General features: G+C 57.5%; 22 protein-coding genes. 12 read left to right on the top strand and 10 right to left on the bottom strand.

What is annotated here, in order from left to right; genetic code table 11:
• Positions 1 to 81: 81 nt before the first annotated feature.
• Together P2T62_RS21095 and P2T62_RS21090 are read right to left on the bottom strand one after the other, a co-directional pair.
• Entirely contained in the window at positions 82 to 1,455 is a 1,374-nt protein-coding gene (locus P2T62_RS21095) for a hypothetical protein (RefSeq protein ID WP_276258993.1), read from the bottom strand.
• Positions 1,452 to 4,760: an Eco57I restriction-modification methylase domain-containing protein gene (locus P2T62_RS21090; RefSeq protein ID WP_276258992.1), complete on the bottom strand. Its 3,309-nt coding sequence runs from the start codon at positions 4,758 to 4,760 to the stop codon at positions 1,452 to 1,454. Before P2T62_RS21090 ends, P2T62_RS21095 begins: the two co-directional genes overlap by 4 nt.
• A gap of 112 nt (positions 4,761 to 4,872) precedes the next feature.
• Here P2T62_RS21090 and P2T62_RS21085 point away from each other — a divergent pair, with 112 nt between their 5' ends.
• Both P2T62_RS21085 and P2T62_RS21080 read left to right on the top strand, forming a co-directional pair.
• A complete protein-coding gene (locus P2T62_RS21085) occupies positions 4,873 to 6,072 on the top strand; it encodes a hypothetical protein (protein ID WP_276258991.1) in 1,200 nt (399 codons plus the stop codon).
• A gap of 32 nt (positions 6,073 to 6,104) precedes the next feature.
• A complete protein-coding gene (locus P2T62_RS21080) occupies positions 6,105 to 6,965 on the top strand; it encodes a hypothetical protein (RefSeq protein WP_276258990.1) in 861 nt (286 codons plus the stop codon).
• 81 nt (positions 6,966 to 7,046) lie between these two features.
• Here the strand turns inward: P2T62_RS21080 and P2T62_RS21075 are convergent, their stop codons facing one another.
• Entirely contained in the window at positions 7,047 to 8,240 is a 1,194-nt protein-coding gene (locus tag P2T62_RS21075; protein ID WP_276258989.1) for a hypothetical protein, read from the bottom strand.
• Between the two features lie 93 nt (positions 8,241 to 8,333).
• Between P2T62_RS21075 and P2T62_RS21070 the strand changes: the two genes are divergently transcribed.
• Complete coding sequence (locus P2T62_RS21070) at positions 8,334 to 8,720, top strand: hypothetical protein (RefSeq protein ID WP_276258988.1); 387 nt, start codon at positions 8,334 to 8,336, stop codon at positions 8,718 to 8,720.
• Positions 8,721 to 9,691: 971 nt separating this feature from the next.
• Here P2T62_RS21070 and P2T62_RS21065 read toward each other — a convergent pair.
• Complete coding sequence (locus P2T62_RS21065; RefSeq protein ID WP_276258987.1) at positions 9,692 to 9,985, bottom strand: DUF433 domain-containing protein; 294 nt, start codon at positions 9,983 to 9,985, stop codon at positions 9,692 to 9,694.
• A gap of 314 nt (positions 9,986 to 10,299) precedes the next feature.
• On the opposite strand from P2T62_RS21065, the gene P2T62_RS21060 reads away from it, so the two are divergent.
• The 5 genes from P2T62_RS21060 to P2T62_RS21040 all read left to right on the top strand — a co-directional run bounded on the left by P2T62_RS21060 (position 10,300) and on the right by P2T62_RS21040 (position 15,675).
• On the top strand, positions 10,300 to 10,590 hold the full coding sequence (locus P2T62_RS21060) for a DUF1450 domain-containing protein (RefSeq protein WP_276258986.1): 291 nt from the start codon (positions 10,300 to 10,302) through the stop codon (positions 10,588 to 10,590).
• Positions 10,583 to 12,190: a sulfatase family protein gene (locus tag P2T62_RS21055; RefSeq protein ID WP_276258985.1), complete on the top strand. Its 1,608-nt coding sequence runs from the start codon at positions 10,583 to 10,585 to the stop codon at positions 12,188 to 12,190. The genes P2T62_RS21060 and P2T62_RS21055 overlap by 8 nt, the downstream gene beginning before the upstream one ends.
• A 76-nt stretch (positions 12,191 to 12,266) precedes the next feature.
• The gene (locus tag P2T62_RS21050) at positions 12,267 to 12,950 is read left to right on the top strand and encodes a helix-turn-helix domain-containing protein (protein ID WP_276258984.1); all 684 of its coding nucleotides are present in this window, start codon (positions 12,267 to 12,269) and stop codon (positions 12,948 to 12,950) included.
• A 94-nt stretch (positions 12,951 to 13,044) separates the two neighbouring features.
• The gene (locus P2T62_RS21045) at positions 13,045 to 14,298 is read left to right on the top strand and encodes an alkyl sulfatase dimerization domain-containing protein (RefSeq protein ID WP_276258983.1); all 1,254 of its coding nucleotides are present in this window, start codon (positions 13,045 to 13,047) and stop codon (positions 14,296 to 14,298) included.
• Positions 14,299 to 14,325: 27 nt separating this feature from the next.
• Positions 14,326 to 15,675, top strand: coding sequence for an APC family permease (locus P2T62_RS21040; RefSeq protein WP_276258982.1), 1,350 nt, complete (start codon positions 14,326 to 14,328; stop codon positions 15,673 to 15,675).
• Positions 15,676 to 15,745: 70 nt separating this feature from the next.
• Here the strand turns inward: P2T62_RS21040 and P2T62_RS21035 are convergent, their stop codons facing one another.
• Together P2T62_RS21035 and P2T62_RS21030 are read right to left on the bottom strand one after the other, a co-directional pair.
• Positions 15,746 to 16,102 (bottom strand): type II toxin-antitoxin system PemK/MazF family toxin, encoded by a 357-nt coding sequence (locus P2T62_RS21035; protein WP_276258981.1) that lies wholly within the window; start codon positions 16,100 to 16,102, stop codon positions 15,746 to 15,748.
• On the bottom strand, positions 16,099 to 16,335 hold the full coding sequence (locus P2T62_RS21030; protein WP_276258980.1) for a hypothetical protein: 237 nt from the start codon (positions 16,333 to 16,335) through the stop codon (positions 16,099 to 16,101). Before P2T62_RS21030 ends, P2T62_RS21035 begins: the two co-directional genes overlap by 4 nt.
• Positions 16,336 to 16,475: 140 nt before the next feature.
• Here P2T62_RS21030 and P2T62_RS21025 point away from each other — a divergent pair, with 140 nt between their 5' ends.
• The 4 genes from P2T62_RS21025 to P2T62_RS21010 all read left to right on the top strand — a co-directional run bounded on the left by P2T62_RS21025 (position 16,476) and on the right by P2T62_RS21010 (position 20,209).
• On the top strand, positions 16,476 to 17,666 hold the full coding sequence (locus P2T62_RS21025) for a tyrosine-type recombinase/integrase (RefSeq protein ID WP_276258979.1): 1,191 nt from the start codon (positions 16,476 to 16,478) through the stop codon (positions 17,664 to 17,666).
• Positions 17,667 to 17,753: 87 nt separating this feature from the next.
• A complete protein-coding gene (locus P2T62_RS21020) occupies positions 17,754 to 18,416 on the top strand; it encodes a winged helix-turn-helix domain-containing protein (RefSeq protein WP_276258978.1) in 663 nt (220 codons plus the stop codon).
• 7 nt (positions 18,417 to 18,423) lie between these two features.
• Positions 18,424 to 18,885: a toxin-antitoxin system TumE family protein gene (locus tag P2T62_RS21015; protein ID WP_276258977.1), complete on the top strand. Its 462-nt coding sequence runs from the start codon at positions 18,424 to 18,426 to the stop codon at positions 18,883 to 18,885.
• 175 nt (positions 18,886 to 19,060) lie between these two features.
• Positions 19,061 to 20,209, top strand: a complete 1,149-nt coding sequence (locus P2T62_RS21010; RefSeq protein ID WP_276258976.1) for a hypothetical protein — start codon at positions 19,061 to 19,063, stop codon at positions 20,207 to 20,209.
• A gap of 66 nt (positions 20,210 to 20,275) precedes the next feature.
• Here P2T62_RS21010 and P2T62_RS21005 read toward each other — a convergent pair whose 3' ends face one another.
• The 4 genes from P2T62_RS21005 to P2T62_RS20990 form a co-directional block, all read right to left on the bottom strand.
• The gene (locus P2T62_RS21005; RefSeq protein WP_276258975.1) at positions 20,276 to 21,250 is read right to left on the bottom strand and encodes an alpha/beta fold hydrolase; all 975 of its coding nucleotides are present in this window, start codon (positions 21,248 to 21,250) and stop codon (positions 20,276 to 20,278) included.
• A 469-nt stretch (positions 21,251 to 21,719) separates the two neighbouring features.
• Complete coding sequence (locus tag P2T62_RS21000) at positions 21,720 to 21,962, bottom strand: HalOD1 output domain-containing protein (RefSeq protein WP_276258974.1); 243 nt, start codon at positions 21,960 to 21,962, stop codon at positions 21,720 to 21,722.
• A 51-nt stretch (positions 21,963 to 22,013) separates the two neighbouring features.
• Complete coding sequence (locus tag P2T62_RS20995) at positions 22,014 to 22,307, bottom strand: DUF7344 domain-containing protein (RefSeq protein WP_276258973.1); 294 nt, start codon at positions 22,305 to 22,307, stop codon at positions 22,014 to 22,016.
• Positions 22,308 to 22,483: 176 nt separating this feature from the next.
• Positions 22,484 to 23,140, bottom strand: coding sequence for a helix-turn-helix domain-containing protein (locus tag P2T62_RS20990; protein ID WP_276258972.1), 657 nt, complete (start codon positions 23,138 to 23,140; stop codon positions 22,484 to 22,486).
• Between the last annotated feature and the right edge of the window lie 76 nt (positions 23,141 to 23,216).

Raw genomic sequence — 23,216 nt, 5'->3', positions numbered from 1 at the left:
TGTTGCGAACCGTGGGCGGACGTACGCGGCGGCGTAGTGGGCTCCCTCTCTACCGGTATCGTCAGACCGCCCTAATAATAGCTAATCCGCTTGTTGGGTCCTTTCCACGTGCTCAGTTGGTTTTCTTTCCTCCTTCCAGCGGCGGACCCCTTCTATCTCTTTGATAATCTTGTCCTTCTCCGACTTTTCTTTCTCAACCTGCTGTCTCGTTTGGTCAAGCTGACCGTCGTCGTTGAGTCCGCGTTTCAAGATGCCCAGAATCTGTCTCCGGGTGTACTTGTCGTTCCGCAGTGAGAGCATCTCTTCGATGGATAGGAACAGCAGCTGCCGTACCAAGTTCACATCACGGACATATACCGGTGATTCAATTCCGGAGTGCACGATTTCATTCCGCTTTCCGGCCAAGTCCTCGGTCACCGATTCGAGGATTTCGAGGTCGAACTCGTCTTGAACTAGTGGAAGGGTTCGCTTCAACGCCTCTTCTGATCCAGCCCCTCTGGCATGGAGGGTTATTTCCTCGATTCCCCGCCAGTAATACAGAAACGCATTCTCATTGGTCGTCGCAGTCAGGCCGGATTGCAGAGCTCTGAAAGCATCGGCGATATCGCGATCTACCTCTTCAACAGCTACCTCCATCGGGAACTGACGCAACGACTCGAAATCTGCCTGAAATCCTCGAGGCAAGCGGAATCCACTGTAAGACTCGAAATCTCGACCTGCACGGAACTCCACATACTCACCCTCCTGCGTGACGAGATACACCCCGGGGCGTACAATCGACTCAGGCAACGACCGTTCCAGTGAACGAAGCTCCTCCAGTGCGGTCTGATTCAAGCTCGAGTCGATTACGGTGAAATTGAGCTTTCCGAGAATGATGTCCAGGTCCCGGCCCAACAGCGAAATAGCGATACTGCTATTCCGTGCTTCGGTCCTGAACTCGTAGAAGGTATTGTGGCGACTGGAGGTGAGCTTCTCTGGAGCGGTCTCGATGAACTCATCGTAGGATTGGCCTTCATGACGCGTCTCCGTGGCGTCCCTCGCTTTCTCGCTCAGTTCACTCCACTCAGATTCTTCGAGTTTTCGGATGGTGGTCGCTCTGGCACTGATGCCCCGTGGAGCGGACTCATTCCGTGTCTCTCGAATATTGAGTGGAAATATGATTCTGAATTCCTCGGTCGGAGTGGAACTGAGCGTCGTTCTCAGCTCTTTCTGGAATGCGTCGATAACGTGGGCATCCTGATTTGCTTCGTTCAATGATTGGTGAATAAGTAGTTCCAGATGTTCCTCTTCGAGCTGATCATCAGCCTCATCCCACTTGCGCACCTCGGAACAAAGTCTACGAAGGAGAAGCGCGTATCCATCTGTTCCATCGCTGACAACTGGCTCATCACCTTCAGGTAGATATCGGACTGCACGCTCGACACACTCGTTCACGGTGAGTCCGTTTTCACTCATTGCTCCCCCCTTTCTAGATTCCCGAACTCTTCGAGAACCATATCGATGTATCTATCGTCCATTACCCGAGGAGACCTCACGACTGGAAACGAATCCAGGACCGATATGACGATGTCGTCATCTTCGAATCCATAAGCGCGGAACACAGCAGCGTCGATTTCAGCCCGAGCGGCTCTTCGTCTCTCCTCATTTGACAGAGAAGTGATATCGAGGTCTGATCTCAGAGAACTGAATGAATCCCCGTAGCAATTGAGCTGAGCAGCTGGTCTCCAGATGTGGTCGAACCAGGGGCTCTCATCTGTCAATCGTGGAGCCTGAGACTCCTTCACCAGATAATCAGAGAGATGAACACCGACCTTGGTTCGTATGAGATAATCGAAGGGGATGCTGTTCAGGATTCCGAGGAGACAGAACAACTCCTCCGAGTCATAGGTCAAGCTGAAGAGCTCGTCCGGTGACGTGACACCTTCCTGTGAGGCTCGGCGACTCCAATCGTACGGATGTATCGTATGGAGGGTGTTCAGGCATACGACTCCTGGGGGGATGACCGAGGCGATGAACGTTCGCTCGTCGCTCGCTCTGGCGATATCGCGGTATGCTATCCGATATTCATCGAATGGCATCGGAACGTCGCCTGAATCCATAGACGCTCCATCTCCGAAGGTCACTTCTCCAGAGTCGAGAGTGATATCACCGAAACGCCTCTGTAATCCGTCGAGCTCGCGCTCCCGGATTCGGGTCTTAGCACTCGGCCCATCACCATCTTCAGCAATCCCCCAGTACGAAGCTCGGTCCAAATCGAAGAATCTGCTATCGTGAACGAACTGGTAGATATTCCTACCGGCGTAAATCGGATAAGATACGTGCTCCTCTTCGTCGAATAGATATTCGGCTTCGCGCGCCTGATGTAATCCTCTGAAGGTCTCGATATTCCAGCCTCGCTCGCTTTCCAGGGAAGCGTGCTGAACGATTTGTTGCAAGGTCTTGACATCATCCTCCACCTCTACGGCCGGGAATGATAATCGAGTTGGAGAATACTCCCTGATTAGCTCTGCTGGAATCTCCAGGAAGGAATCGGAGGGTGAGTCCAGGATGTCGAGATTCGTCTGGCGGAATTTGGTTCCGATTGTCCGAGTTTCGCCACTGTTCTGAAATTGGAGAAGACCGAATCGGAATTGACGATGGAAGTCGGGGAAGATTCCGTGGTTCTCGAAACCGATAGCGTACGTAACATCCGTCTTCCTGAGGAGATGATCACGTAGCTCGCTGTGTCCCGGGTCGGAGAATATCTCCTCCGGAATCAGCATCGTGATGATTGCTTCATCGGCCGCGATTGACCGTGCTCTTTGGATAAACAACGAACTCAGAGTCCCATCTCCACTTGCTCGAAATCGATAGTCATCACTCTCCTCGAAATATTCTCGTTGATATCTGTAATCTGCCCCGTCGTCGGTACCGGTGCGGTAATCGGTAACCTCCTTTTCCAGATCCCTCCAAGGGGGGTTGCTGACCACCACATCGAATCCACCCTCTTCGAGGATATCCGGGAATGCAAGGTACCAGTGGAATGGATGGAGATTATCAAGAATCTCCTCGTCTGGTGCATGCGATACTATCTCGGAAAGCTGCTCCACAAATCTCTGGTCGATTTTCTCCTGTAACTCCGAGAGTGCTGATTCTATCTGAGCAGTATTATTCGAACTATTGGACAGCCCTTGTCGATAGCGCCTGAACGCCTGGTAAAGGTCAGAATAATCCTGTGAATACATACCAAGCCGATTCTGAAACCCATCTTCAACAGCCTCCTCCGGATTCACGAACCCAATCAGGCTATTCCCGTTCCAGAAATTGAATCCAGATTTCAGCTGTAACGAGCGCAATCGAATTTGGTTCCGATTGGTGACGGCGGACAAGAGGGAAAGGTTCAGCCGAAACTGCGTCAATTCCCGAGCTACCGGATTGAGATCCACCCCACATAGATTTCGGCGGGTTGCCATCTCCTTAGCTAGCAGGATTCTATCGATATCAGACTGGTAGCTCGGAAGCTCCGATAATCTAGACGACCCATCGTGCTCGAGCCTTCGGAAACACTCTATGTATACGTCCGAAAGCAGGTCGACTCCGCGTTCGATGAACGAACCGCTTCCAACTGCTGGATCGACAACATGGAAGTCTGATAGAACATCGAAGTACAGGTGCTCGATTTCCTCGGTTGTTCCCTCGTCGAACAACTGCTCGATTGTGTCGTACTCCTCATCGATGACCGAATTCAACTCCGAAATCAGACTCTTCTGGAATGATTCTCGAACGATGAACCGAGCAAGGCGTTCAGGAGTGTGATATGTGCCTCCATCTTGGTCGTTGATGTATCGCTCCAGAGCATGGCCGATGACTCGAGGTGTTACCCACGTAGTGCGTCTGAGATTATATCCTCTGGCGATATGCCAGTCCCAGCCACGGAGGAATTTCAGGACACGTTCGAACAGCTCGTTCACTTCTTCAGTCGAGTCTGCCGGACGAATCCCCGGATACTCTTCTTCGATTGGGCTTTGTTCGAAGAGGAAATTCTGCATGAAGGGTTCTGCTGATTCGGCTGTATCCGAAGGAAGCTCGCCATGAAACAGCGGCTCATAGAGTTCCTCGAAGGTATCTCTCCCCGAGTACGATATCCGTCCATGCTCATCTTCGAGATACCCATCCTCCAGAATATCAAGCTCCTGAAGGAGATTTAGATAGATGAGTCGGTTCAGGCAACGCTGTGCGTACTGTCGCCGAGAGTCAGCTTCGATCCCCCCCTGAACCGAGATTCTCTCCGTGAAATCCTCGAGAAGCGCTTGGTACCCTTTCGTAAATTCCTCGATAATCCCCAAGTCCGAGTAGAGTCGCTCGATTGAGTCGCTATCGTAGCCCTCGATTCTATTCAAGCGTTCTATTATCCGTCGGGAGTCGGTTCCCTCCTGAACCACCTCCTGAAAATCGAAGCCGAAGTGATCGAAATCTAGCTGTCCATAGGCAGGTGCGGAATCGATTTTCGAAAATATATCGAATCTCCGATATTCATCACTCGCTAGAAGGATGCTCGAGTACCTTCCATCGATACGTTCCAGCACATCCATCATCTCATCTTTGGTGAGGTTGTGAACCGTCTCTACCAGGATTCGACCTCCGTCGTCGAACTGGAGAGGGATGCCACCCTGTTGGTTCGAGTTATTGATATCGAGACCTCTCTTGGCTATTGAATCGGCGATTGCGTCGAGAGAGTTCCACTCCAACACATCGGAGCGTGTGATTTGAGTTGGAGCCATTATCTTCCAGTCGGAGGGGACTCTCTTGAATTTTCGGCGAATCACCAACGACTCGAGGAGCGATATTACTTACAGTCTATGCCAAATCCTTTCAAGCGTTCTATAACAAGGCATGGACAAGCAGCGGTTTCCTGAATCAGCTATGCCACCTCTAGAACCGACGGACCGGCGAGAGCTATACAGGCACTTCCAGCACGTCATAGAGGGTACCTATGACCAACTGCTGGAGAAGCAGAAACTGAATTATAAACAGAATATGCTCAAATCATTCCTCGTCGAGACGAACATCGGACCCAGCAAGCTTGAGGAGCGGTTCGAGCATGTAACCGTCACGAAGGTAGATTATAGCCTGTTCGAGGTGCTCGTAGATACCTCGGATGAGGAGGACGAGGAAGAGATTCTGACATTCTACCTGGACAGTCAGGATGAGCGATTCTGGACGTTCTATTCCATCGAGAAGTCCCGACCAGCGAAGGACGTGATGGCGGAGCTAATCATGGCCGAGCGAAGTGGACTAGACTATCTCTGGTTCCCGGCGCAACTACAGCGCTACTTCACCGAACTCGGTGAATTCCAGGGAGCAGGTATCAATTACGATGCTGAGGACGTGTTCTCAGAGGAGTATATCGATGAACATCTGCCATTCGGTGAGCTATCGATTCAGAGTTCGGGGCAGGGAACGAGCTGGCTGTTGGATGCACTGAGTGACGCTGACCTGAAGAGGTTCATGTCACTTTCCTCGGTAAAAATCCGACAGGAAACCGAGGAAGGAGCCGTGATCGAGCGAATCGATAATAATGGCCGTATCACCACCAGGGGCGGGAATGACATCCAGGCCCATCTGACGTTCGTCGAAACCATCCGCGAGCTGTATGCCGACCTAGTTCGAGGTATCGAGGAAAACGGCCGGATCGAGTATCCCCTCCGGGTAATCGAACCTGAAGACGACGAACGGCATTCACCAGGTCAATCCATTGAGGGGACGCCGATAATAATCAATCTCGCTAACCCAATCGAGAACCTGAAAGAGTTCGCCGACAGCATTACCTCTGCCACGAAGCCACTGCGGCTCTGGGGTGCTGGCTCTTGGATCGCGGACGACTACTACAAGATTCGCGGGACCGACCTCCACAACAACGATAGCTTCACACTGGAAATCAAGCGAGACTGGATTCGCCTCTATCTCCCCGAAGACGCGTGTGGCAACACAGCCTTGCGGATCTTCTCGAATATCCAGCGATACTACGACGCAGAGGCGTCATTTGGCGAGCGGAGTGCTCCCGAGAACTCGAGGGTTGCGTTGACCGCATAATGACGTACTATCTGTCGCCGCACACGATACAGATGAACGCCTGGATCGGGCTCTGCCAACTGGACGACCGATTTCCGGACACGTTAGCGAAGTTGGGGTATACAGTGGAAGTAATCGAACCCGGCTTCAGCATCAAGGGCGACTATATTGAGCCGGACCTGATTCTGACCGCTCATCGGCGGAAGCATAGTCTACTATTGGATTTCAAATCATATCAGCTCAAAGACCACCAGAACGAGCGGTATGAAACAGCTGTCCAGAATCCGGATAAACTAGTGCTTCGGGGGGCTGTTCAGGGGATTTCTCCTGACGAATTGGAGGCGGACTTCTCGTACTCCTCGTTCGGTGATTTGACTGAACTCTATGATTTGACCGAGTTCGATTTTACGACGGTCCAGTTCGAGGCACACGTCGAGGACGCGAACTTACGTATCGAGATTGTCGGGTCCGAAGGTTTCGGAGAGCCCGACCTCGATGACGCGTTCCCGATCGAAGTGCCACATGGGAAGGACATCCCAACGGATTACTATCCGTTCGATGCCGAAGAGGAGGATCATACCCAGTTCTGTATCTACATGCTGAATGCTGCAATACAGCTGGCAGGCGAGTATGATTCAGACCCGTTCAACGTGGATGAGTTGTTGGCCGAGTCGCACAAGCTCTGGAGTTCGATGAGCGAGGAAAAGAAGAAAGAATTGCGGTCGCTGGGAGAGGATTTCCTTGATAAGTATAATCAGGAGGGCTTAGACAAACATCTACGGAAAGTACAGAAAGACGATAAGGCGGCGTGGTTTCACAAGTCGAGCTCGTTCCAGGCATTACGGAACAAGGCGGATGAGTTCATCACCGAACTCGAAGACGAGCTGGCTCAAAGGAAGCTGAGCGAGTTCTAATTGTCGAGGAAATCACGGTCTGAGCGTGGTACTCGGACTGCGTCGAACTCCACGGGTAATTCTGAGATCGATTTTCAGATATTAGCGCTGACCTTCCTCGATTAACGTTTCTCGATTGCTGGTGAAACTGCCCCGAGCCCACTTGCCATCCTCGATATTCGCCGTTCCATCTTTTTCTCCCAACTGCCGCCAGACCTCGGAGAGAACGGGTTCTAATCCGGCTATCACCTCATCAGACCCTATCTGCAGCACGCCATATTCCGTCGTGTAGAGGTCCGTTCCGATACTCGGAGGCTCATGGTACAATCCTCGTTTATTGAGACCTGCTGTCTCAAGCCGAACATCACCCGCATCGATGAACGAGAGGTAGACGAAAGCTGTCCCTGAGAATCCCAAGTCTGCCAGGGCTGATGTGGCCTCTCTTGCAGCCAATACGACGTATGCATCGAGTGCTACCCCGCCTTGACCGATGTGCCCACGAATCCAGAGGCGGTCATCGACACCTCTACGGATGCATTTCGTGGTTACCGACTCGTATAGACCGTCGTTCCTCAGAATGGCATAGGAGTCGTGATTGTTTTCCGAGCCACCACGTCCATGGGCGAAAGTGGATTTTCCGCGAGTCACTGTATACGGATGGAGATCGCCTAGAACGGGTGGCTCTGGTATCTCGGATGACGCACGAACCTTGTCTTTGGAGAATACCCCATTAGGGATGATGTGAAGTGCGACTGCGGGGTCACCGACGAGGTCACTCGCGCCTTCCTCTCGGTTCTGGATAAGTTCGAGGCGTTCGTCCAGTAATGACTTGACCTCTTCGAGGTGGTCGTGCTTCTCTTCCAGGTCTACGTCAAGATAGTCGGTGGCCAGTCGTTGCTTGTTCTGGCGAAGCTCTCCGAGGATGTTATCTCGGTGATAGAGGATGAGTTTCCAGCCGTATTCGTCTTCGATTTCATCCTCTATCTCCAACTGCTTGTCACCCTGAATACCCCGACTGGAAACGAACACGAAGAGGTCGTAGTCCTCGTTCCGGTCATCCTCCAGGTCCTTCACCTTCTTCGCGTCTTGACGGAGTTTCCGTTTCCAGTCCTTCCGTTTACTCGCATGGGCGATACCGTGCTTATCACCCATCTCCACTCGTGCATCCCACCCCCCATCTGGCCCTGAACCACCACTCTCCTGTACCACAAATCCCTCCTCTCGAAGGAACGCCATGGCAAATTCCTCGAAGGGGCTGCCTTCGATAGATTTCAGAGCAAATTCGAGCTCGTCCATACCGTTCGTTCGACCTTCCCCTACTTAACGACTTTATCGAGTTAGTTCTACCACACGACATCTATTTTCAATTAGAACAGATAAGAATATATCATGATTCGCGAGGAGTTCATCGGAGACGTTGTTAGGCATACGAAAGGTGGAGTCGTCCACTGTCAGGGGCACCCCGAGATGGGAAAGGTGGATTTTGGACCACATGATTGCCAGGAGAGTATGGAGGCGGGAGATGGTGTCATCCTCTATTATGTGAAGGACCACGAGCGGGATGAGAACGACTGGTACCAACGATTCCGGTTCTGTGCGAACTGCGAAGGGGCACGAGAGCTTTCTCAGCAAGCCCGAGACGGGGGGAAGGAGCAAGCGGTAGTCGAGGGGATTCTGGAGCAATTCGAGGGAAGGGTTGATGGGAAATTCTACGATGATGCTGTTCGGTTACGGGATGTCGAGGTACTCGCATACAGTCCGGAGGCTGAGGGTTGAGGCGGATGCTGAGACTCACCTCTAATGGGATCGACTACCTTGCGTTCCAGCAACTCTTCCCGTTTCCCTTTCGTTGCCTGCGCCTTGTCGCTGTACGCTGCCTCCTCCATGAAATGGTCTGCATCGTCTGGGGTTGGAGGAAGGCGATAACCATCGTGCTCCGACCACACCCACTGGTCAAACTTCGCTGATCGAAATTCCGTTCCATAGACGGTCTATGGGGAATAGCCGACTCCAGGGTCTGGGTTCTTACCGATTGGGAGGTGCCACTGGAGGAAACGTTCTTTGTAGTCTTGGTAATTGATCAGCTTCTTGTCTGAAAGCATCGCCTCGTTCTCCGATGGGACGATGTTCCGACCGACGTCCGAATCGGCGTCCAACGTACTGTCACAGGGGCTTGTATCATTGCCTGACATGGTGGTCCGGCCAGACCCCAAAACCAGAGGAAGGTAGGATGGTTGTAGTGCGCGGAACCGGACTCGAACCGGGGACCCCTATGGGACAGCGACTTAAGCGATGTGCATTTCTCAACTTACTCTGTTATAGAGGGGTATAACAAACTACTCGGAAGGGTCGTTGAGGAGCAGATCTCGGAGCGTAAGTGCCGGATTGTTGGGCCCCTCGATTCAGGTCCACGAATCCAGTTCTTCACGGCCCGTGAATGAGCCCCGGCCCGGATATGTATCGACCATCGTAATGAGTGCTGAAGCGATGCGATAGGCAGGCATCGTATCGTCGTAGAGAAGAACAACACCGACGTGTTCCTCGTCTGGGAGTGCTCCAAAGTCCTTCACGTCACTTGTGACGATGATGAGATTGTGTTCCCGAGCATAGGAAGGATATCATCTTCGTCGTCGGCTCCCTGTCCGACGGTGTCCCGAACGTGGACGGCGAACAGGTCCTCTTTGTCGAGGTATGTTTCGACTTTCGGGTCGATATTTTCGTCCAGGAGAAACCGTCACTCCGACATCTCAGGCCGCATCCGGGTCGACGCCTTCGGGGCGGTCGATTGTTTCCCGAAACGCCTCGAACGCATCCTCGCGTTCAGCTTCGATGCCGCTCATCTCTCGCGGATGGTCGTGATAGTACGCGAGCGCGTGGTAGACGTCCGCCACGCCTAGGTCATATCGGTCGGCAACTGTTTCGGGATCGACGCCGCGCTCTTCCACGAGTGCGTACACCTGACGGACGCTGACGCGACGTCCGGCGATGTGGGGTTCGTCCATATGGTCGTGAGCGATACGGCGGGTCTCCCGTTCAGCCATATCCGTCAGTACCGCCTACTGTCGCAAAAGCATTCGCCCGGCCGCTCGATTACGGGGACGAACAAGGACAGAGGGAAGACCTCGCGACCCGATAGCAAGTAGAAACAGAAAGGCCACCACTTGGGTATTGAGGGATATGCCGACGCAGGTTTCCCCGCCCATGGCTGGAAGGACGATGAATCGTAGAAGAGCAGATCTTCGTCTCTGAAGAAGCATAGCCCTGGATTCACGCTGACCCCCCAGACCCGACGTGTATTAAACACCTACGTATGCGAAGGAATCGTTGTTAGCGGCCCCGCCTCGGACTCGTCCACATGTCGTCAGATCGGACGGATTCCTCCGAAGCGACCACGAACCTTGGCGAGACTGCACCTGCTGTTGAGTCGGCCAGCCCAGCCGTAGAGTGCTGTATCGATAATCTGGCCCCCGAGAGCCGCCAGGCAATCGAAGCCAGTGAGGAGTCAGTCGACATCCGGTACTGTCTCCAGCGGTGCGGACGCTGCTACAAGGAGCCGTTCTTCGTCGTTGATGGGGATGTGGTCACCGGAACCGACCACGCAACGCTTCTCGAGACGCTGGAGTCCGGGGGGACTCACGATGCGTGACCTGAACGTCCTGTTCATCTCGATCGATAGCCTCCGGCGCGACATGCTCGGGGCCTACGATTCTCCGTTCGACTGGGTCACCGAAATGGGGGTTGAGACTCCCAACCTCGATCGGTTTGCCGAGAAGGCCATCACGTTCGACAACCACTACGCCGGGAGCCTCCCGTGTATGCCAGCCCGCCGTGAGTGGGATACTGGAATCCAGGAGTTCCTCTGGCGGGGCTGGGGGCCGACCGAGGCGTACGACACGACGCTCGCCGAGAAGGCCCGCAACAACGGCGTGCTGACGAAGCTACTCACCGACCACTTCCATCTCTTCCAGCACGGCTCGAGCGGGTACTACGAGGACTATCACGGGTTCGAGTTCGTACGTGGGCATGAGGACGACCTCTGGAAGACACAGCCGTACGAAGCTGACGAGGGGCTCTTGCAGCAGGTCGGCTATGACCTCGATAGCGAGCGGGCTGAAACGACTGCGGAGGTGACGGATGCCGCAGCGAACCCCAATCACGTTCTCGACCCCGACGATCTGGAGCACTATCGGCCGCGCTGGAAATACGTCCGCAACGTCGCAACGTTCGACGACGCAGACGAGACGGACTTCTTCGCCGCGAAGGTGTTCTCAAGGGCAGCTGACTGGCTCAACACTACTACCGGCTGGGATCAGTGGTTGCTCAGGATCGACGAGTTCGATGTCCACGAGCCGTTCCATTGTCCGGAGCCGTACGCCTCGATGTACACGGATGAGGACCCGCGTGACCCGGAGCTGCCAGTCTGGCCGTACTACGGTCGGACCGACAGGGGACAGGCAGCGCTCACCGACCGTGAGTTGTCGTTCATCCGCTCGCAGTTCGCCGGGAAGGTTACCATGGTCGACACCTGGCTTGGCCGTGTCTTCGATGCGCTCGACGAGCAGGACCTCTGGGACGAGACGGCCGTCGTCATCACGTCCGATCACGGGTTCCTTCTCGGCGAACACGGCTGGATCGGAAAGATGAGTCCGGACTTCGACCTCGTCGCGAAGACGCCGCTGTTCGTCTGGCACCCGGATACCTCCGAGTCGGGCTCGACTGTCGAGGCACTGACCTCGGCTGTCGATCTGCACGCTACGATTCTCGATCTGCTGGATGCTGAGAGCGATGCGGGGACACACAGCGAGAGCCTGCTCCCGATCATCCAAGGAGAAGTCACTGACCACCGGGACTGGGCGCTCTACGGCTGGTGGCACTCGGACATCAACGTCACCGACGGGACGCACACCTACATGGCGCCCATACAGGAGGACGTCCCGCTGTACAACTACTCGACGATGCAGATGAGCGCACAGAGTCCATTCACCCCGACGAGCGGCTACGAGGGTGCGGAGTCAGGGGCGTTCCTCCCGTACACCGACGTGCCGGTCTGGCGACAGCAGTATCCCTCGGCATCCCTGGTTCGGCAACCCAGACTGTACGATACCGACGCTGATCCGGGCCAGTCCGACAATATCGTGGCCGAATCACCGTCGGTGACGGCGGAGATGGAGGACCTACTGCAGGACGCGCTCGAGACCATGGCGGCACCCGAGGAAGTCTTCGAGCAGTACGGAATCGCTCGGTGAGATGGTCGTACGAATCACTCATGCCCGATTGCTCGTCCGCCCGAGCGTTGATGGGCCCTGGAGATAATCGGGCACCATGCGATTTGCCACGTTCACGTTCCGGCATTCCGACGGGGGGCTGCAATCGCTCGGCAGGGCCTTCGCCCGTGCCGATGACGTGGCCCGGGTCGCGGTCCACTCCCAGCGATTGCTCGACGACGGGCAGGCGATCTACCTGTATGAACTCGTGGGGGATGCTGGGGCTGTCCGCGACATCCTCGACGAAACCGAGATCACCACCAGCTACCAGGTGGTCCAGGGGACGGAGTCCGTGTTCGCGTATATCCACTTCGAGCCGACGCCGACCGTCGAGCAACTCCTCCGGGCACCGGCAGAGTATGGTCTCCTCATCGATGGACCGGTGACTGTCCGAGACGACGGAACGCTGGAGATCACGCTCGTCGGCGAGGAGGAAGACATCAGGAAGGCATTCTCCTCGCCCCCCGACGATCTCACGGCATCAGTCAAGCGCGTCGGCGACTACCATCCCGGTGCAGAGCAGCTGTTCACGAATCTGAGTGAGCGCCAGCGTGAAGTGCTCCGGACGGCCCACGAACTCGGATACTATCAGGATCCGCGTCAGGTCACCCATCAGGATATCGCCAGCGAACTGGATTGTACGCCGTCGAACGTCGGTGACATCCTCCGCCGTATCGAGAACAACATCATCGGCGAGATAATGACCGCACAGTTCGGGTCCGTGTCTGACAACGCTGCCTGATTCCGTCCCGTCTCTGTCCGAACATCTACCCGGATATGAATGTCTTTGCATACGGAGGAATGGGTGTTAGCCACATACCCTCACACCCATTCCTATGCCAGAATCCGGCATCAGCCCATTCGAGATCGACATGTTCGTCGGCCATCTCGATGGCCCCGTCGAGGTGACTGACGGCGTCTACTACTACGCGGAGTTCAGCGGCGTGACCGCCTTCGAGACCGAGGACGGCCTCGTTCTCGTCGATACCGGTCTCGAGGATAACGGCCAGGCCCTCGCCGAGGCCATCCGTACTGAAACCGACCAACCCGTCGACACCGCCGTCTACACGCACGGACACCTCGACCATGCCTTCGGATTGGAGGCGTTCCTGCTCGAAGACCAGTCGGACCCGGAGGTCATCGCTCACGAGAACATGCCGGCTCGATTCGACCGCTACGAGCGGACCTCTGGCCACAACGAGGCGATAAACGCACGTCAGTTCGGCGGCACTGCAGCCGCAACCGAACAGTCCACCAACGACGGCGAGAGCCAGTTCCAGTGGCCTGAATACCCGCCGACCACCTGCTACCGTGACGAACTGACGCCCACCGTCGGCGGCCTCACCTTCGAGATTCGCCATTCCAGAGGTGAGACGGACGACCACTCATGGGTGTACTGTCCCGAGAAAGACGTACTCTGTACTGGCGACTTCCAGATCAACGTCGCGCCGAACGCGGGCAACCCACAGAAGGTCCAGCGCTACCCTGGGGAGTGGGCCGAAACGCTCCGCGAGATGGCAGCGTTGGCGCCGCGCCACCTCTGTCCGGGTCACGGGGAACCATTCGTCGACGCGCCCGAGGAGATCCAGGACTGCTTGGGGAATTCGGCCGACTACCTCGAATCGATCGTCGAGCAGACCATTGGCGCGCTGAACGACGGCTCGCCACCGCACGTCGACATCGTCCACGAGGTCGAAGCGCCCGATTGCGACGCGCCCTGGCTCGCGGAAACATACGACGAGAGCGAGTTCATCGCGCGGAACCTGATTCGGCGCTACGGCGGCTGGTGGTCGGGACGTCCATCGGAACTCAAACCCGCACCGCGCGAGCGGCTCGCGTCGGAGCTCGCCTCGCTGGCGGGCGGCGCCGACGTGCTGGCCGACCGGGCGCTCGCGTTAGCGAACGAGGATATTCGACTGTCCTGTCACCTCGCCGACTTCGCGCTCGAGGCAGCACCGGAGAACGAGACCGTGCAAGCGGCTGTTGTAGATATCTACAGTCGTCGCGCCGAGGACGAACGTAACCTCATGTCGGGGAACGTCTATGCGTCGGCGGCGGCGTACGCAAGTGAGGGGCGCTCGTTCAGATGACGCTGAAGCGTTTCACCGGAGGCCACCATGCCTAGGGATTTCGACCTGCTCTCGGGGCGTATCGGTGTGGCGGAAGCGACGGCCCTACTCGTCGGGAATGTCATCGGAATCAGCATCTTCACGCTGCCGGGGCCACTCGCTGCTGACGCCGGACCGATTGTCGCGATTGGGATTCTGTTGGCGGCGATTCCGCTCGGGTTCGGGATTCTGATCAGCTTCCAACTCGGGAGCGCCATCCCCGTTGCGGGTGGAAACTACGTGTACGCGAGCCGGTTGGTTCACCCGTTCGCGGGGTTCCTGATTCCGTGGCTGATTCTCCCCGGTGTGTGGGCCGGCCTCCTGTTCATCGGCGACGGGTTCGCGGAGTACGTCGGCGTCTTCCTATCGGTTCCTGACCTGGTCCTGGTCTACGCCCTGCTCGTGCCGTTCCTGGTGTTGAACATCGTCGGGATTCGACCCCTGGCCCGCGTCCAACTCACACTCGTCGGCGTCTTGTTCGCGAGTATGCTGGTGTTCATCGTTCCTGGGGCGTTCTCACTTGAGCCGTCGAACTACACCCCCGCGCTGCCGAACGGTGTCGCTCCCTTCGCTGTCGCCGTGGTCTCGCTGTACTTCCCCCTTCGTGGGTTCGGACTGATAACCGATCTGGGCGAGGAGCTCACCGAGCCCGCACGAAACATTCCACGGGTGCTCGGCTACAGTGCGGCCATCTCGCTGACGATGTTCGTCTCGCTGGTGGCCGTCCTCGTCGGTGTTGTCAATTGGCAGTCGCTCGCTGGCGTCGACGCTGCCGTGCTCGTCGCCGCTCGGACATTCCTTCCCGACCCGGTGATCCTGGCCGTAGCGGTCGGCCCCGTCGTCGGCGGACTCACATCGCTCAGCACCACGTACACCGGATTCTCACGGTCACTGATGCGAGCGGCTCGAGACGAGTTGCTCCCTCGTCGGATTGCGGATATCCACTCTGAGTTCGGAACGCCACATGTGGCACTACTGGTTCTCGGAATCCCACCGTTGGTGGTTGCGCCTGTTCGCCCCTCGCCAGTGATCCTCTCGATCTGGATTGCACTCGCGGTGCTCACGGCTGGGACGCTCAAGGCCGTCGCACTATGGCGACTCCCGTCGGTGTATCCGGACCGCTACGCGGAGGCGCCGGTGACGCTCCCCCGGGGAGTGCTCAAGACCGTGGCGGTTCTTGGTGTGCTCACGTCACTGGTGTTGGTGTTCGTCGTCGCCACACAGCTCCCCCAACTCCTCGGCGTCTTCCTCGGTCACATAGCCCTCGGATACATCGCATTCCGACTGCGGGTGCGGCAGCTGGCTGGCCGCGGGACGGACCTCCGGTCCGTCCTTCGGCAACTGGCAGCCCACGAGTGAGGCTCCTGAGTCGCGGGGATTTCGGGCTACTGTAGAGGGGGATGACGGACTACCTGCAGACGAGACTATCTTACAATCCGAGAGAGACGCGGATTGCGTCGTCAATCTCGGTCATTTTCTGCGAGTCGCGTATCTGGCCAAGCTGCTGGGCAATCCGCTTCTGGATGTCTACCGTCCGGATTTGGTCTAGCATCACGTAGGAATGCTTACTCAACCCAGGAGTAGAGGCGGGAAGGTTCACCTGAAATGGATAGCTCGATCGGCCACCAGAGATTGGGGCGATAATCGTGGTCGCGCTATACTGGTTTCCAGTATCGTTCTGAATAACGACTGCTGGACGCTGTTTGTACATCTCTGCGCCCCGGGAGTCATCGTCAGAGGGGCCACCAAGGTCGACCTCCACGATATCTCCGCGAGAAATATTCATTCAGCGTTCGGGTTCGGATCGAGGTGTTCGTTTGCTTCACGCGATGCCTCGGACCACTCTTCCGCGATCTCGGCTGCCTGTTCAGCATTTTCCGCGTACGCAGCGGCAAGGTCCTCTTCGCTCGGTCCCATCTCTTCATCAATTGTCTCTTGCACGAGTTGTGAGAGGTTGATTCCAGCCTGTTCGACCCATTCTGCCTGGTCCTCACGAATGGTGATGTTCTTGCGTTCCATATGGATGTGTATTCGGTACACACAATTAAGCGTGGTGCTACTGGCGCTAACAGAGCAGGGGGTTGTAGAGACTGCTGGCCCCCGCCTGTCGAGGGGTCCTGGCAATACCTTATCCGGGAAAACGCGGCGACTAGCCCTCGATGGGGTCAGAAGACAACGACCATCAACAGACTGCACTCACGGAGGACTTCGATAGCACTTCCGACGCTGAGGAGTCTTGCCCGGCTCTCGACAGCGACCTTCGAGCGCTCGTCGACCGCTACCTTACCTCCCAGCGCACTACCGGAAGCCAGGCCTATGCGAGCACGGCGGCTTCGGTCCTCAACCGCTGGGAAGCATGGATGGCTACGGAGTCCCACGAACTGGACGAGCTGAACGATCCCCAAACGGGTGCCCGAGTACTGAACGAATACGCCCTCCAGTTGGCCGAGCGTGTAGCCAACGATGAACTGGTAGCGGCCACAGCAGAGCGATACTTCGCAATCGTCTCGGCGTGTCTCTCGTTCGGTGTCCGGCAGGGGGCCCTTGATCGCAATCCAGCACTCGCCGAGGCTGCCTCCGAATCGCTTCCACAGCAGCAACGTTCGGACCGGACGGACCAGCAGTTCTGGACAGCAGTTCAGCGGGAAGCCATCGTGGAGTTCGTCGATGAACGAGCGGCGGCTGCTCCCGATGCTGCACTGATGGAGTGCCGAAACCGTGCGCTGGTTCGCATCCTCGCATATTCTGGGGTTCGTGGCGCCGAGATTCTCTCCCACACGAAAGACGACCGGGAGGGTCGCAACGGCCTCCGGTGGGAAAACGTGGATTTCGATGCCGGGACGATGCTGATTTTCGGAAAGAACCAGACCTGGGAACGAACACCCCTTCCGTCGAAGTGCCTCCCCGCTGTCCGGGAGCTCCACAGCGCCCTCGCCCCTGAAGATGGGCAGTGGCCGGTGTTTCCCTCGGGCCATTCCCCATCGCTCTACGAGAAAGCACGGGCGGAGCTGGGCGACCGATTCGACCGCCTCCTCGCTGACGAGCACGGAGACATCTGGCAACTGTTCCGGGTGCAGAACCTCTCGCCCCCACCGCTAACGACTGCAGGTGCCCGCTCGGTGATGAAACGCCTCACGGACGAGGCAGATCTCGACGTCGACGGCGAGTACCTCAAACTCCACGGTGGTCGCCGGGGACTGGGCGACCTCCTCTACCGAATCGACCGGGGACACGCACAGGATATCCTCCGGCACGACGACCTCTCGACGACGCAGAAGGCCTACCAGCATATCGACGCGGAAGAGCGACGGGAACAGCTTGACCGCCATCTCGAGGATACCGATGAGTGATTCGAACACCGTACTTGGGCCAGCCTCTCCACAGATATCTGCGCTAGAAACATATATGTGTCGTCAACGAGTATGAACACGCATACAATGTCCGATGATGCCCCTACCGACGGCCCACCGGACGGCCCGGAGGTGTTTCCCGACTCGGCCGAGGCTCCGGAGCAGCCACTCAACGCTGCCGACATTGCTCCATTCACCACCGATACGGACGAGTACGACGATATCAACGAGCTCGCGACGGCCGAGTGGAAAGCAACGACGACAGCCGACGAGCGGATTCGGGCCGTCATCTCGCGGACTGCGACGGCGAAGATGGCGAGTGAGATCGCCGACATCGCTGCTGTCTCGGAGAGCAAGGCTCGGTCGGCGCTGAAGTCGCTTGTCGATGAGGGGGTCGCCGAGACCACTCAGGGCGCTTCTGGGACGCTGTACCGGCGGGATTCCGACCGGCATCTTATCGAGCAACTCCACCGACTGGCGTCTTCCGGTGGGCTGCTTGAGCAACTGCAGGCGGTGAAGGCCGAAATCGGTGAGTATCAGGACGAATACGAGACGGACTCCCCTGAGGACGTGCTTCTCTCGGATCGTCATCTCGGGCACGAGGAACTCACTGATATCTCACACTGGCGGACGGCCGAGCGCGATTTGGACTACCTGCGGGCCGCGTATCGGATTCAGGAAGCGAAAGAGCGCGTCCACGAGACTGACAACCAGGTAGGTACCGAATCCAGGCGCCGTCCCACGCAGTAGGATGGGGATGGGTGATGGTTCCGGGCTTGATCCGGACGCGATTCTCGACAGCGTGAACGTGCTGGCCAATCAACTGGGTCAGGGGTTCCGAGAGGTTCGGTACAAGAATACCAGACACGGCCAGTTCGAGCAGCGAAAACTGCGGCCTCGTGTCGCACGAGTGACCGTCGCACCTGGTATTCACCAGCCTGCCGGATACTTAGATATCCAGTGGTGGGAGAATGGCGACTACAAGTATCACTACCGGGAGCAGGGACTGGAGTTCCGATTCGGGCGAGAGGCCGCCAACTCCGGTACCAACACCCCGATTCGCCATTTCCATCCCCCGAACGATCTGACAACGCACGAACCCTCCTGTATCGAGCCGGGGCCACCGGAACGTGTCACGCTTGCCGTGCTGGCGACCTGGTGGGCTGCGGTCAAAGCGAGCGACGAGGGCGTCTTGAACACTCAGAATCGGCTCCCGTAGCGCCAACGCGTACTCTGCCAGTTGTGAGCCCACATTCCAGTCACTGGCTTGGAGACGTGTCGTACACCGTCCGAATCGTGTCGAGCGGTCAGGTCGACAACAGTTCACGCTCTGTGGGGTTTCTGGGCCCCTGACGGGCGAGGGGCGCCTGCAGACGCGCCGCTCGTGATCTCGAATGGAAGACGCCGAGACGAGAACGGCCTTCGCCGGCCTCGACGGACGTACCGACACCGACCTCCCGACGTGGTTCGATCAGCTCCACGATGGTCCCGAAACGGTTCCCTTCTCGCGGGCGATTCGACAACTTCCGCGGGCCACGGAGACGACGGTCGCGTTCAAGAATCCGTATACCGACGAGTGGGTCGACACTGACCGGTTCAACGCTCTCGTCGAGCCCGAACGGCTGATGACCGAGGCGGACGACGAGAGCGCCCTCTTTCACGTGCCATCGGACAGCTACTCGATCATCAACCCGACTGACGTCTACGGTCCACTCGAGGATGTCCTCCGCGAGACGGACGTCGACGGCACACCACTTTCGGAGGTCACCTTCGGCGAGATGCGCCAGTACCGGGGCGGCGGCGAGGTCCATATGGATATCATGTTCGACGGGCTCTCGGTCACGCTGCCCGGCGAGCGTGAGCCGATCACGATGGGCGTCACTACTGGCTATGACTTCTTCGGCAACAACGCGGTCTACGTCGAGGGGTTCGCTCGCGACACGGCGTGTGCGAACTCGATTCGGGCACTCACCGACCGGCAGTCTATCCGCCACGTCGGCGATATCGAGGACTTCGAGGCGTGGTGGGAGGACATCCTCGGCCAACTGGAACTCGTCGCGAACGACCTGTACGGGTTCATCCGCGACGCGGCAGACGTGACGATCGACATCGCGGCGATGCCGTTCGACCACGCGGAGTTCTACACCCTGCTGGGCTTTCCCGAGTATCTCGCCGAGCACGCTGCCGAGGACGCCCGCATGAACGCGGATGATCCGTTCGAGCCGGACATGTGGACGCTCCACTCGGGTGCGACGTACGCGCTCACGCACTTCTTCCGCGGTAAGGAGGGGAGTGCGCTGGAGCGGTACACCCGGCTGGCTAACGACATCCTGTTCAATCCGGAGGCGACGATCGACCGCGTCGAGCAGGCCTACGAGCAGCGGGTTGCGGAGGAATCGGACCACGACGGCCAGCGGTCGCTGGAGGGAGCGAACGGGCTGGCCCAGATCGAGCGCGTGAGCGAGGCGGTCCAGGAGCGTGCCGACCAGTTTGAGAAACGAGAGGCACAGTTACGAGCCCGGTTCGAGGCTGAAGCGGACTGAGCGCGGCGAGTCGGTGTTTCCTCGCTCTCGACTTGTTGACTTGAGGAACAGCTCGCTTGATCCAACCTATCGATTCGCCTCGAGTCCGAAATCCTCCGGCCGGAGGACCTCGGGAACGGGCTCGTCCCGGACGCCACGGATGTCGTCGAGGACCGGCTTGATGTAGGCCCGGAAGAGGCCCGGCCCCTCCGCCATCGGGAAGTGCCCGACGGCTTTCATCTCATGGGCCGTCGCGCCGTCGCCGATTGCTGCGGCCGCTTCGCGAGCGTCGTCGGGGTTCGTGAGGTAATCGTACTCGCCGTTCATGAGATACATTCGCGTCTCCGTGGCGTCGATGTCATCCGCGGAGTCCCGGTAATCGTGTTCCATCGAGTAGTAGTACAGGTCGCCCTTGAGGACGCCGTTGGCCCCTTGCTCGTAGTTGTAGAGCGTCTCCCGACGAGCCCACTCCGGTGAGTGGGGAGCCATCAGCCCCCACGTCGCATGGGAGATGATGTCGTTCGCGTTGACGTGGGGATGGTCGAGCCACTGGATGTAGTAGCCGGGCGTGAACAGGCCTGCCTCCAACCCGATGAGGGCCCGGAACCGCTCGGGATACCAGTCACCGAGTTCGAGCGTGATGGTCCCGCCCATACTCGAACCGATGAACACGGGGTCCTCGAGGTCGAGTGCGTCGGCGATGCCGACGATGGTGTCGGTGAACCGTTCGGCCGTGAGGTCGTACTGTTCGGCCCACCATGATTCGCTGGAGGGGGGAACCGATTTCCCGTGTCGCGGGAGGTCGTAGGCGATGACCCGGTAGTGCTCGGTGATCTCCTCATCGCGAAGGACGTGGCGCCACTGCTGGTTGTTACAGCCGGCGGTGTGCTGGCAGAGCAGCGGAATCCCATCCTCCGGCCCGGCGGCCTCGTAGTAGATCCGGTGGCCGACTCCGTCCAACTCGACCGTGACGTACTGACCGGTCACGTCGCCTTTCTCCGCTTCGACCGGCCGGGTGGAGCCTTCCGTTCGTGGCTCCCCGCCGTTCTCCGTCGTTCGCATCAGGTCGAGAGCACGCTGGAGCGGTCGGAAGTTCTGGAAGACGGCCTTGTGATTGCCGATGATATCGAAATACGGCCTTGTTGAAACCATCAAACGATGATAGGTTTCAGCACCCGCGCTGAATAGAGGAGGAAGCGTCGATCACGTGACTTTCCGGCACTCGGTGTTACGTACAGAGGTGTACTCAGCAGGACCCAGTGATCGAAGTTCAACTTTACCGTTGAACAACTGTTAGAATGGGCTTGTGACCCTCCCAGTTGTTTCAGACGACGGCGACGAATAAGGGGATATAGACGAACAGGACAAGAACCCCGGGATATGCCTACTTGCCAACCAGGATGAGATACCGAGATTGCCAGTGCGAAGACGTGGCTGCGTGACGAATGCGAGACGGACGACGGCATCGAGGGCGCGTGTGGCGATGGGACGGGGGTCCGTCTCTGGGGGTGTCGTAGCGCCGGATGACCCGCTATTTTTCGAGACTCACGTCGCCGTTTGCGGTGACAGTGACTGTGTAGTCGCAGTACGTGAACATCACAGTGCCGGCTGTCGGGTTTTTGTTTGCGAACAACGAATCTAATGAGCCGGGGTCGACCACGTCGTATAGTTTCTCGGGCAGTTCAGTGGGGTGAACATCCATCTCCTTGGCGACAGCCTCGATTACGGCGTGGCTCCACGCATTGGCTGATGAAGTGGGAGATGACGGACTCATGTATAGTGTGGGTATGCGACTACGCCTACGAAAGCCATCATCTCTTCTTCGTCACTCCGCATCGTTGGACGCGATACATTCGAGCAATGGCCGAATCTCGTCGAACTGCGGCCCTTTGATGATTTGATCTGTCTCTTTGTTCCACTCGATGTAGCCGTAGTCTTCGAGCTTTGGCAAGTGAACGTGAAACATTTCGATCTGCTCTCGTTGCTCGGCGTCAGTCAGCTCTGATTTTCCTGTGAGTGACGCAACCCCTGCCTCCTGCGGATTCGATTCGAGAAGAGCGAGCAAGAGTGTACGGCGCTGTTCGTGCGTGAGTGCCTCGAATGCTGAATCTGTACTCATTATCCTAACACAAACACCCAAGAGGAATCACGCTGACTTTTTCATGTACAAACCTCCCTTGAATGTATTTCATGTACAGACAATACTTGGGCTAGTACATGCAAATCCCCCAAACCACCTTTCATATGCAACTTAGCATTATGGGTTTATGATATACAAGCCAGTTTTCTATTCACTCAGGGTCGGACTGTGAGAGCGGAGAGCGTGTTGCCGAGAACCTGCTTGATCCCTCCCCGGAGACGGGAGCCGACGGCTTGCTGTGAGATGCCGAGTTCCTCACCGAGGGCTTCCAGCGTGACCTCGCGGGGCGACTCGAAGTACCCACGGTCGTAGGCGAGGACCAGTGCCTCTAGCTGGGTGTTCGTGAGGACGGCTTCGGTCTCCTTCTCGACGGGTGTGAGTGCGTGCATTGCCGCCAGCGTGACCGGGATGTCCAGCTCTCGACACCGTCGTTGGAATGCGGAGATGTCACTTCGATCGTCGCCGCGGATTTCGAACGTCCACTCTTGGTTTGTCCCGGTGGCGTCGATCAGTGGAACCTTTGTCTCGGCCAGTACGGTTAGCACGTCGTCGTAGGCTGTCGTCCACTCGACGCGTAACAGGTACTCGTCCTCGACGGAGTCGACGAGCCGAATCTCCTTCACGCCGGGGTGCTCGGTGAACGCGCCCACGATGTTGTCGACTTCGGTTCCCCGCACCCAGAAGTAGGGAATCACCACCTCCTGTGCGGGGACGAGTCGCTCCAGCTCGACCGTCACGTTCGGCAGTTGCTTGAAAATTGTCCCCAGCGGGAACTGGTCTGACGGAACCGTGAACGTCGCTTCAGTAGCCATTGTCTATACCTTGGGCTTCCACTTGTAAAGGCCTGCTACTGATTGCCTCGTGTTCTCGACCACCGTTCGCGGACGC

Source organism: Haloglomus litoreum, assembly GCF_029338515.1.
Classification (GTDB): domain Archaea; phylum Halobacteriota; class Halobacteria; order Halobacteriales; family Haloarculaceae; genus Haloglomus; species Haloglomus litoreum.
Note: the sequence above shows the minus strand (reverse complement) of the source record. Positions and strands in the feature narration are given on the sequence as shown.

Coding starts and splice junctions, on each gene's coding strand:
- P2T62_RS21095 (WP_276258993.1), bottom strand. CDS start 1,455: ATGAGTGAAAACGGACTCACCGTGAACGAGTGTGTCGAGCGTGCAGTC.
- P2T62_RS21090 (WP_276258992.1), bottom strand. CDS start 4,760: ATGGCTCCAACTCAAATCACACGCTCCGATGTGTTGGAGTGGAACTCT.
- P2T62_RS21085 (WP_276258991.1), top strand. CDS start 4,873: ATGGACAAGCAGCGGTTTCCTGAATCAGCTATGCCACCTCTAGAACCG.
- P2T62_RS21080 (WP_276258990.1), top strand. CDS start 6,105: ATGAACGCCTGGATCGGGCTCTGCCAACTGGACGACCGATTTCCGGAC.
- P2T62_RS21075 (WP_276258989.1), bottom strand. CDS start 8,240: ATGGACGAGCTCGAATTTGCTCTGAAATCTATCGAAGGCAGCCCCTTC.
- P2T62_RS21070 (WP_276258988.1), top strand. CDS start 8,334: ATGATTCGCGAGGAGTTCATCGGAGACGTTGTTAGGCATACGAAAGGT.
- P2T62_RS21065 (WP_276258987.1), bottom strand. CDS start 9,985: ATGGCTGAACGGGAGACCCGCCGTATCGCTCACGACCATATGGACGAA.
- P2T62_RS21060 (WP_276258986.1), top strand. CDS start 10,300: ATGTCGTCAGATCGGACGGATTCCTCCGAAGCGACCACGAACCTTGGC.
- P2T62_RS21055 (WP_276258985.1), top strand. CDS start 10,583: ATGCGTGACCTGAACGTCCTGTTCATCTCGATCGATAGCCTCCGGCGC.
- P2T62_RS21050 (WP_276258984.1), top strand. CDS start 12,267: ATGCGATTTGCCACGTTCACGTTCCGGCATTCCGACGGGGGGCTGCAA.
- P2T62_RS21045 (WP_276258983.1), top strand. CDS start 13,045: ATGCCAGAATCCGGCATCAGCCCATTCGAGATCGACATGTTCGTCGGC.
- P2T62_RS21040 (WP_276258982.1), top strand. CDS start 14,326: ATGCCTAGGGATTTCGACCTGCTCTCGGGGCGTATCGGTGTGGCGGAA.
- P2T62_RS21035 (WP_276258981.1), bottom strand. CDS start 16,102: ATGAATATTTCTCGCGGAGATATCGTGGAGGTCGACCTTGGTGGCCCC.
- P2T62_RS21030 (WP_276258980.1), bottom strand. CDS start 16,335: ATGGAACGCAAGAACATCACCATTCGTGAGGACCAGGCAGAATGGGTC.
- P2T62_RS21025 (WP_276258979.1), top strand. CDS start 16,476: ATGGGGTCAGAAGACAACGACCATCAACAGACTGCACTCACGGAGGAC.
- P2T62_RS21020 (WP_276258978.1), top strand. CDS start 17,754: ATGTCCGATGATGCCCCTACCGACGGCCCACCGGACGGCCCGGAGGTG.
- P2T62_RS21015 (WP_276258977.1), top strand. CDS start 18,424: ATGGGTGATGGTTCCGGGCTTGATCCGGACGCGATTCTCGACAGCGTG.
- P2T62_RS21010 (WP_276258976.1), top strand. CDS start 19,061: ATGGAAGACGCCGAGACGAGAACGGCCTTCGCCGGCCTCGACGGACGT.
- P2T62_RS21005 (WP_276258975.1), bottom strand. CDS start 21,250: ATGCGAACGACGGAGAACGGCGGGGAGCCACGAACGGAAGGCTCCACC.
- P2T62_RS21000 (WP_276258974.1), bottom strand. CDS start 21,962: ATGAGTCCGTCATCTCCCACTTCATCAGCCAATGCGTGGAGCCACGCC.
- P2T62_RS20995 (WP_276258973.1), bottom strand. CDS start 22,307: ATGAGTACAGATTCAGCATTCGAGGCACTCACGCACGAACAGCGCCGT.
- P2T62_RS20990 (WP_276258972.1), bottom strand. CDS start 23,140: ATGGCTACTGAAGCGACGTTCACGGTTCCGTCAGACCAGTTCCCGCTG.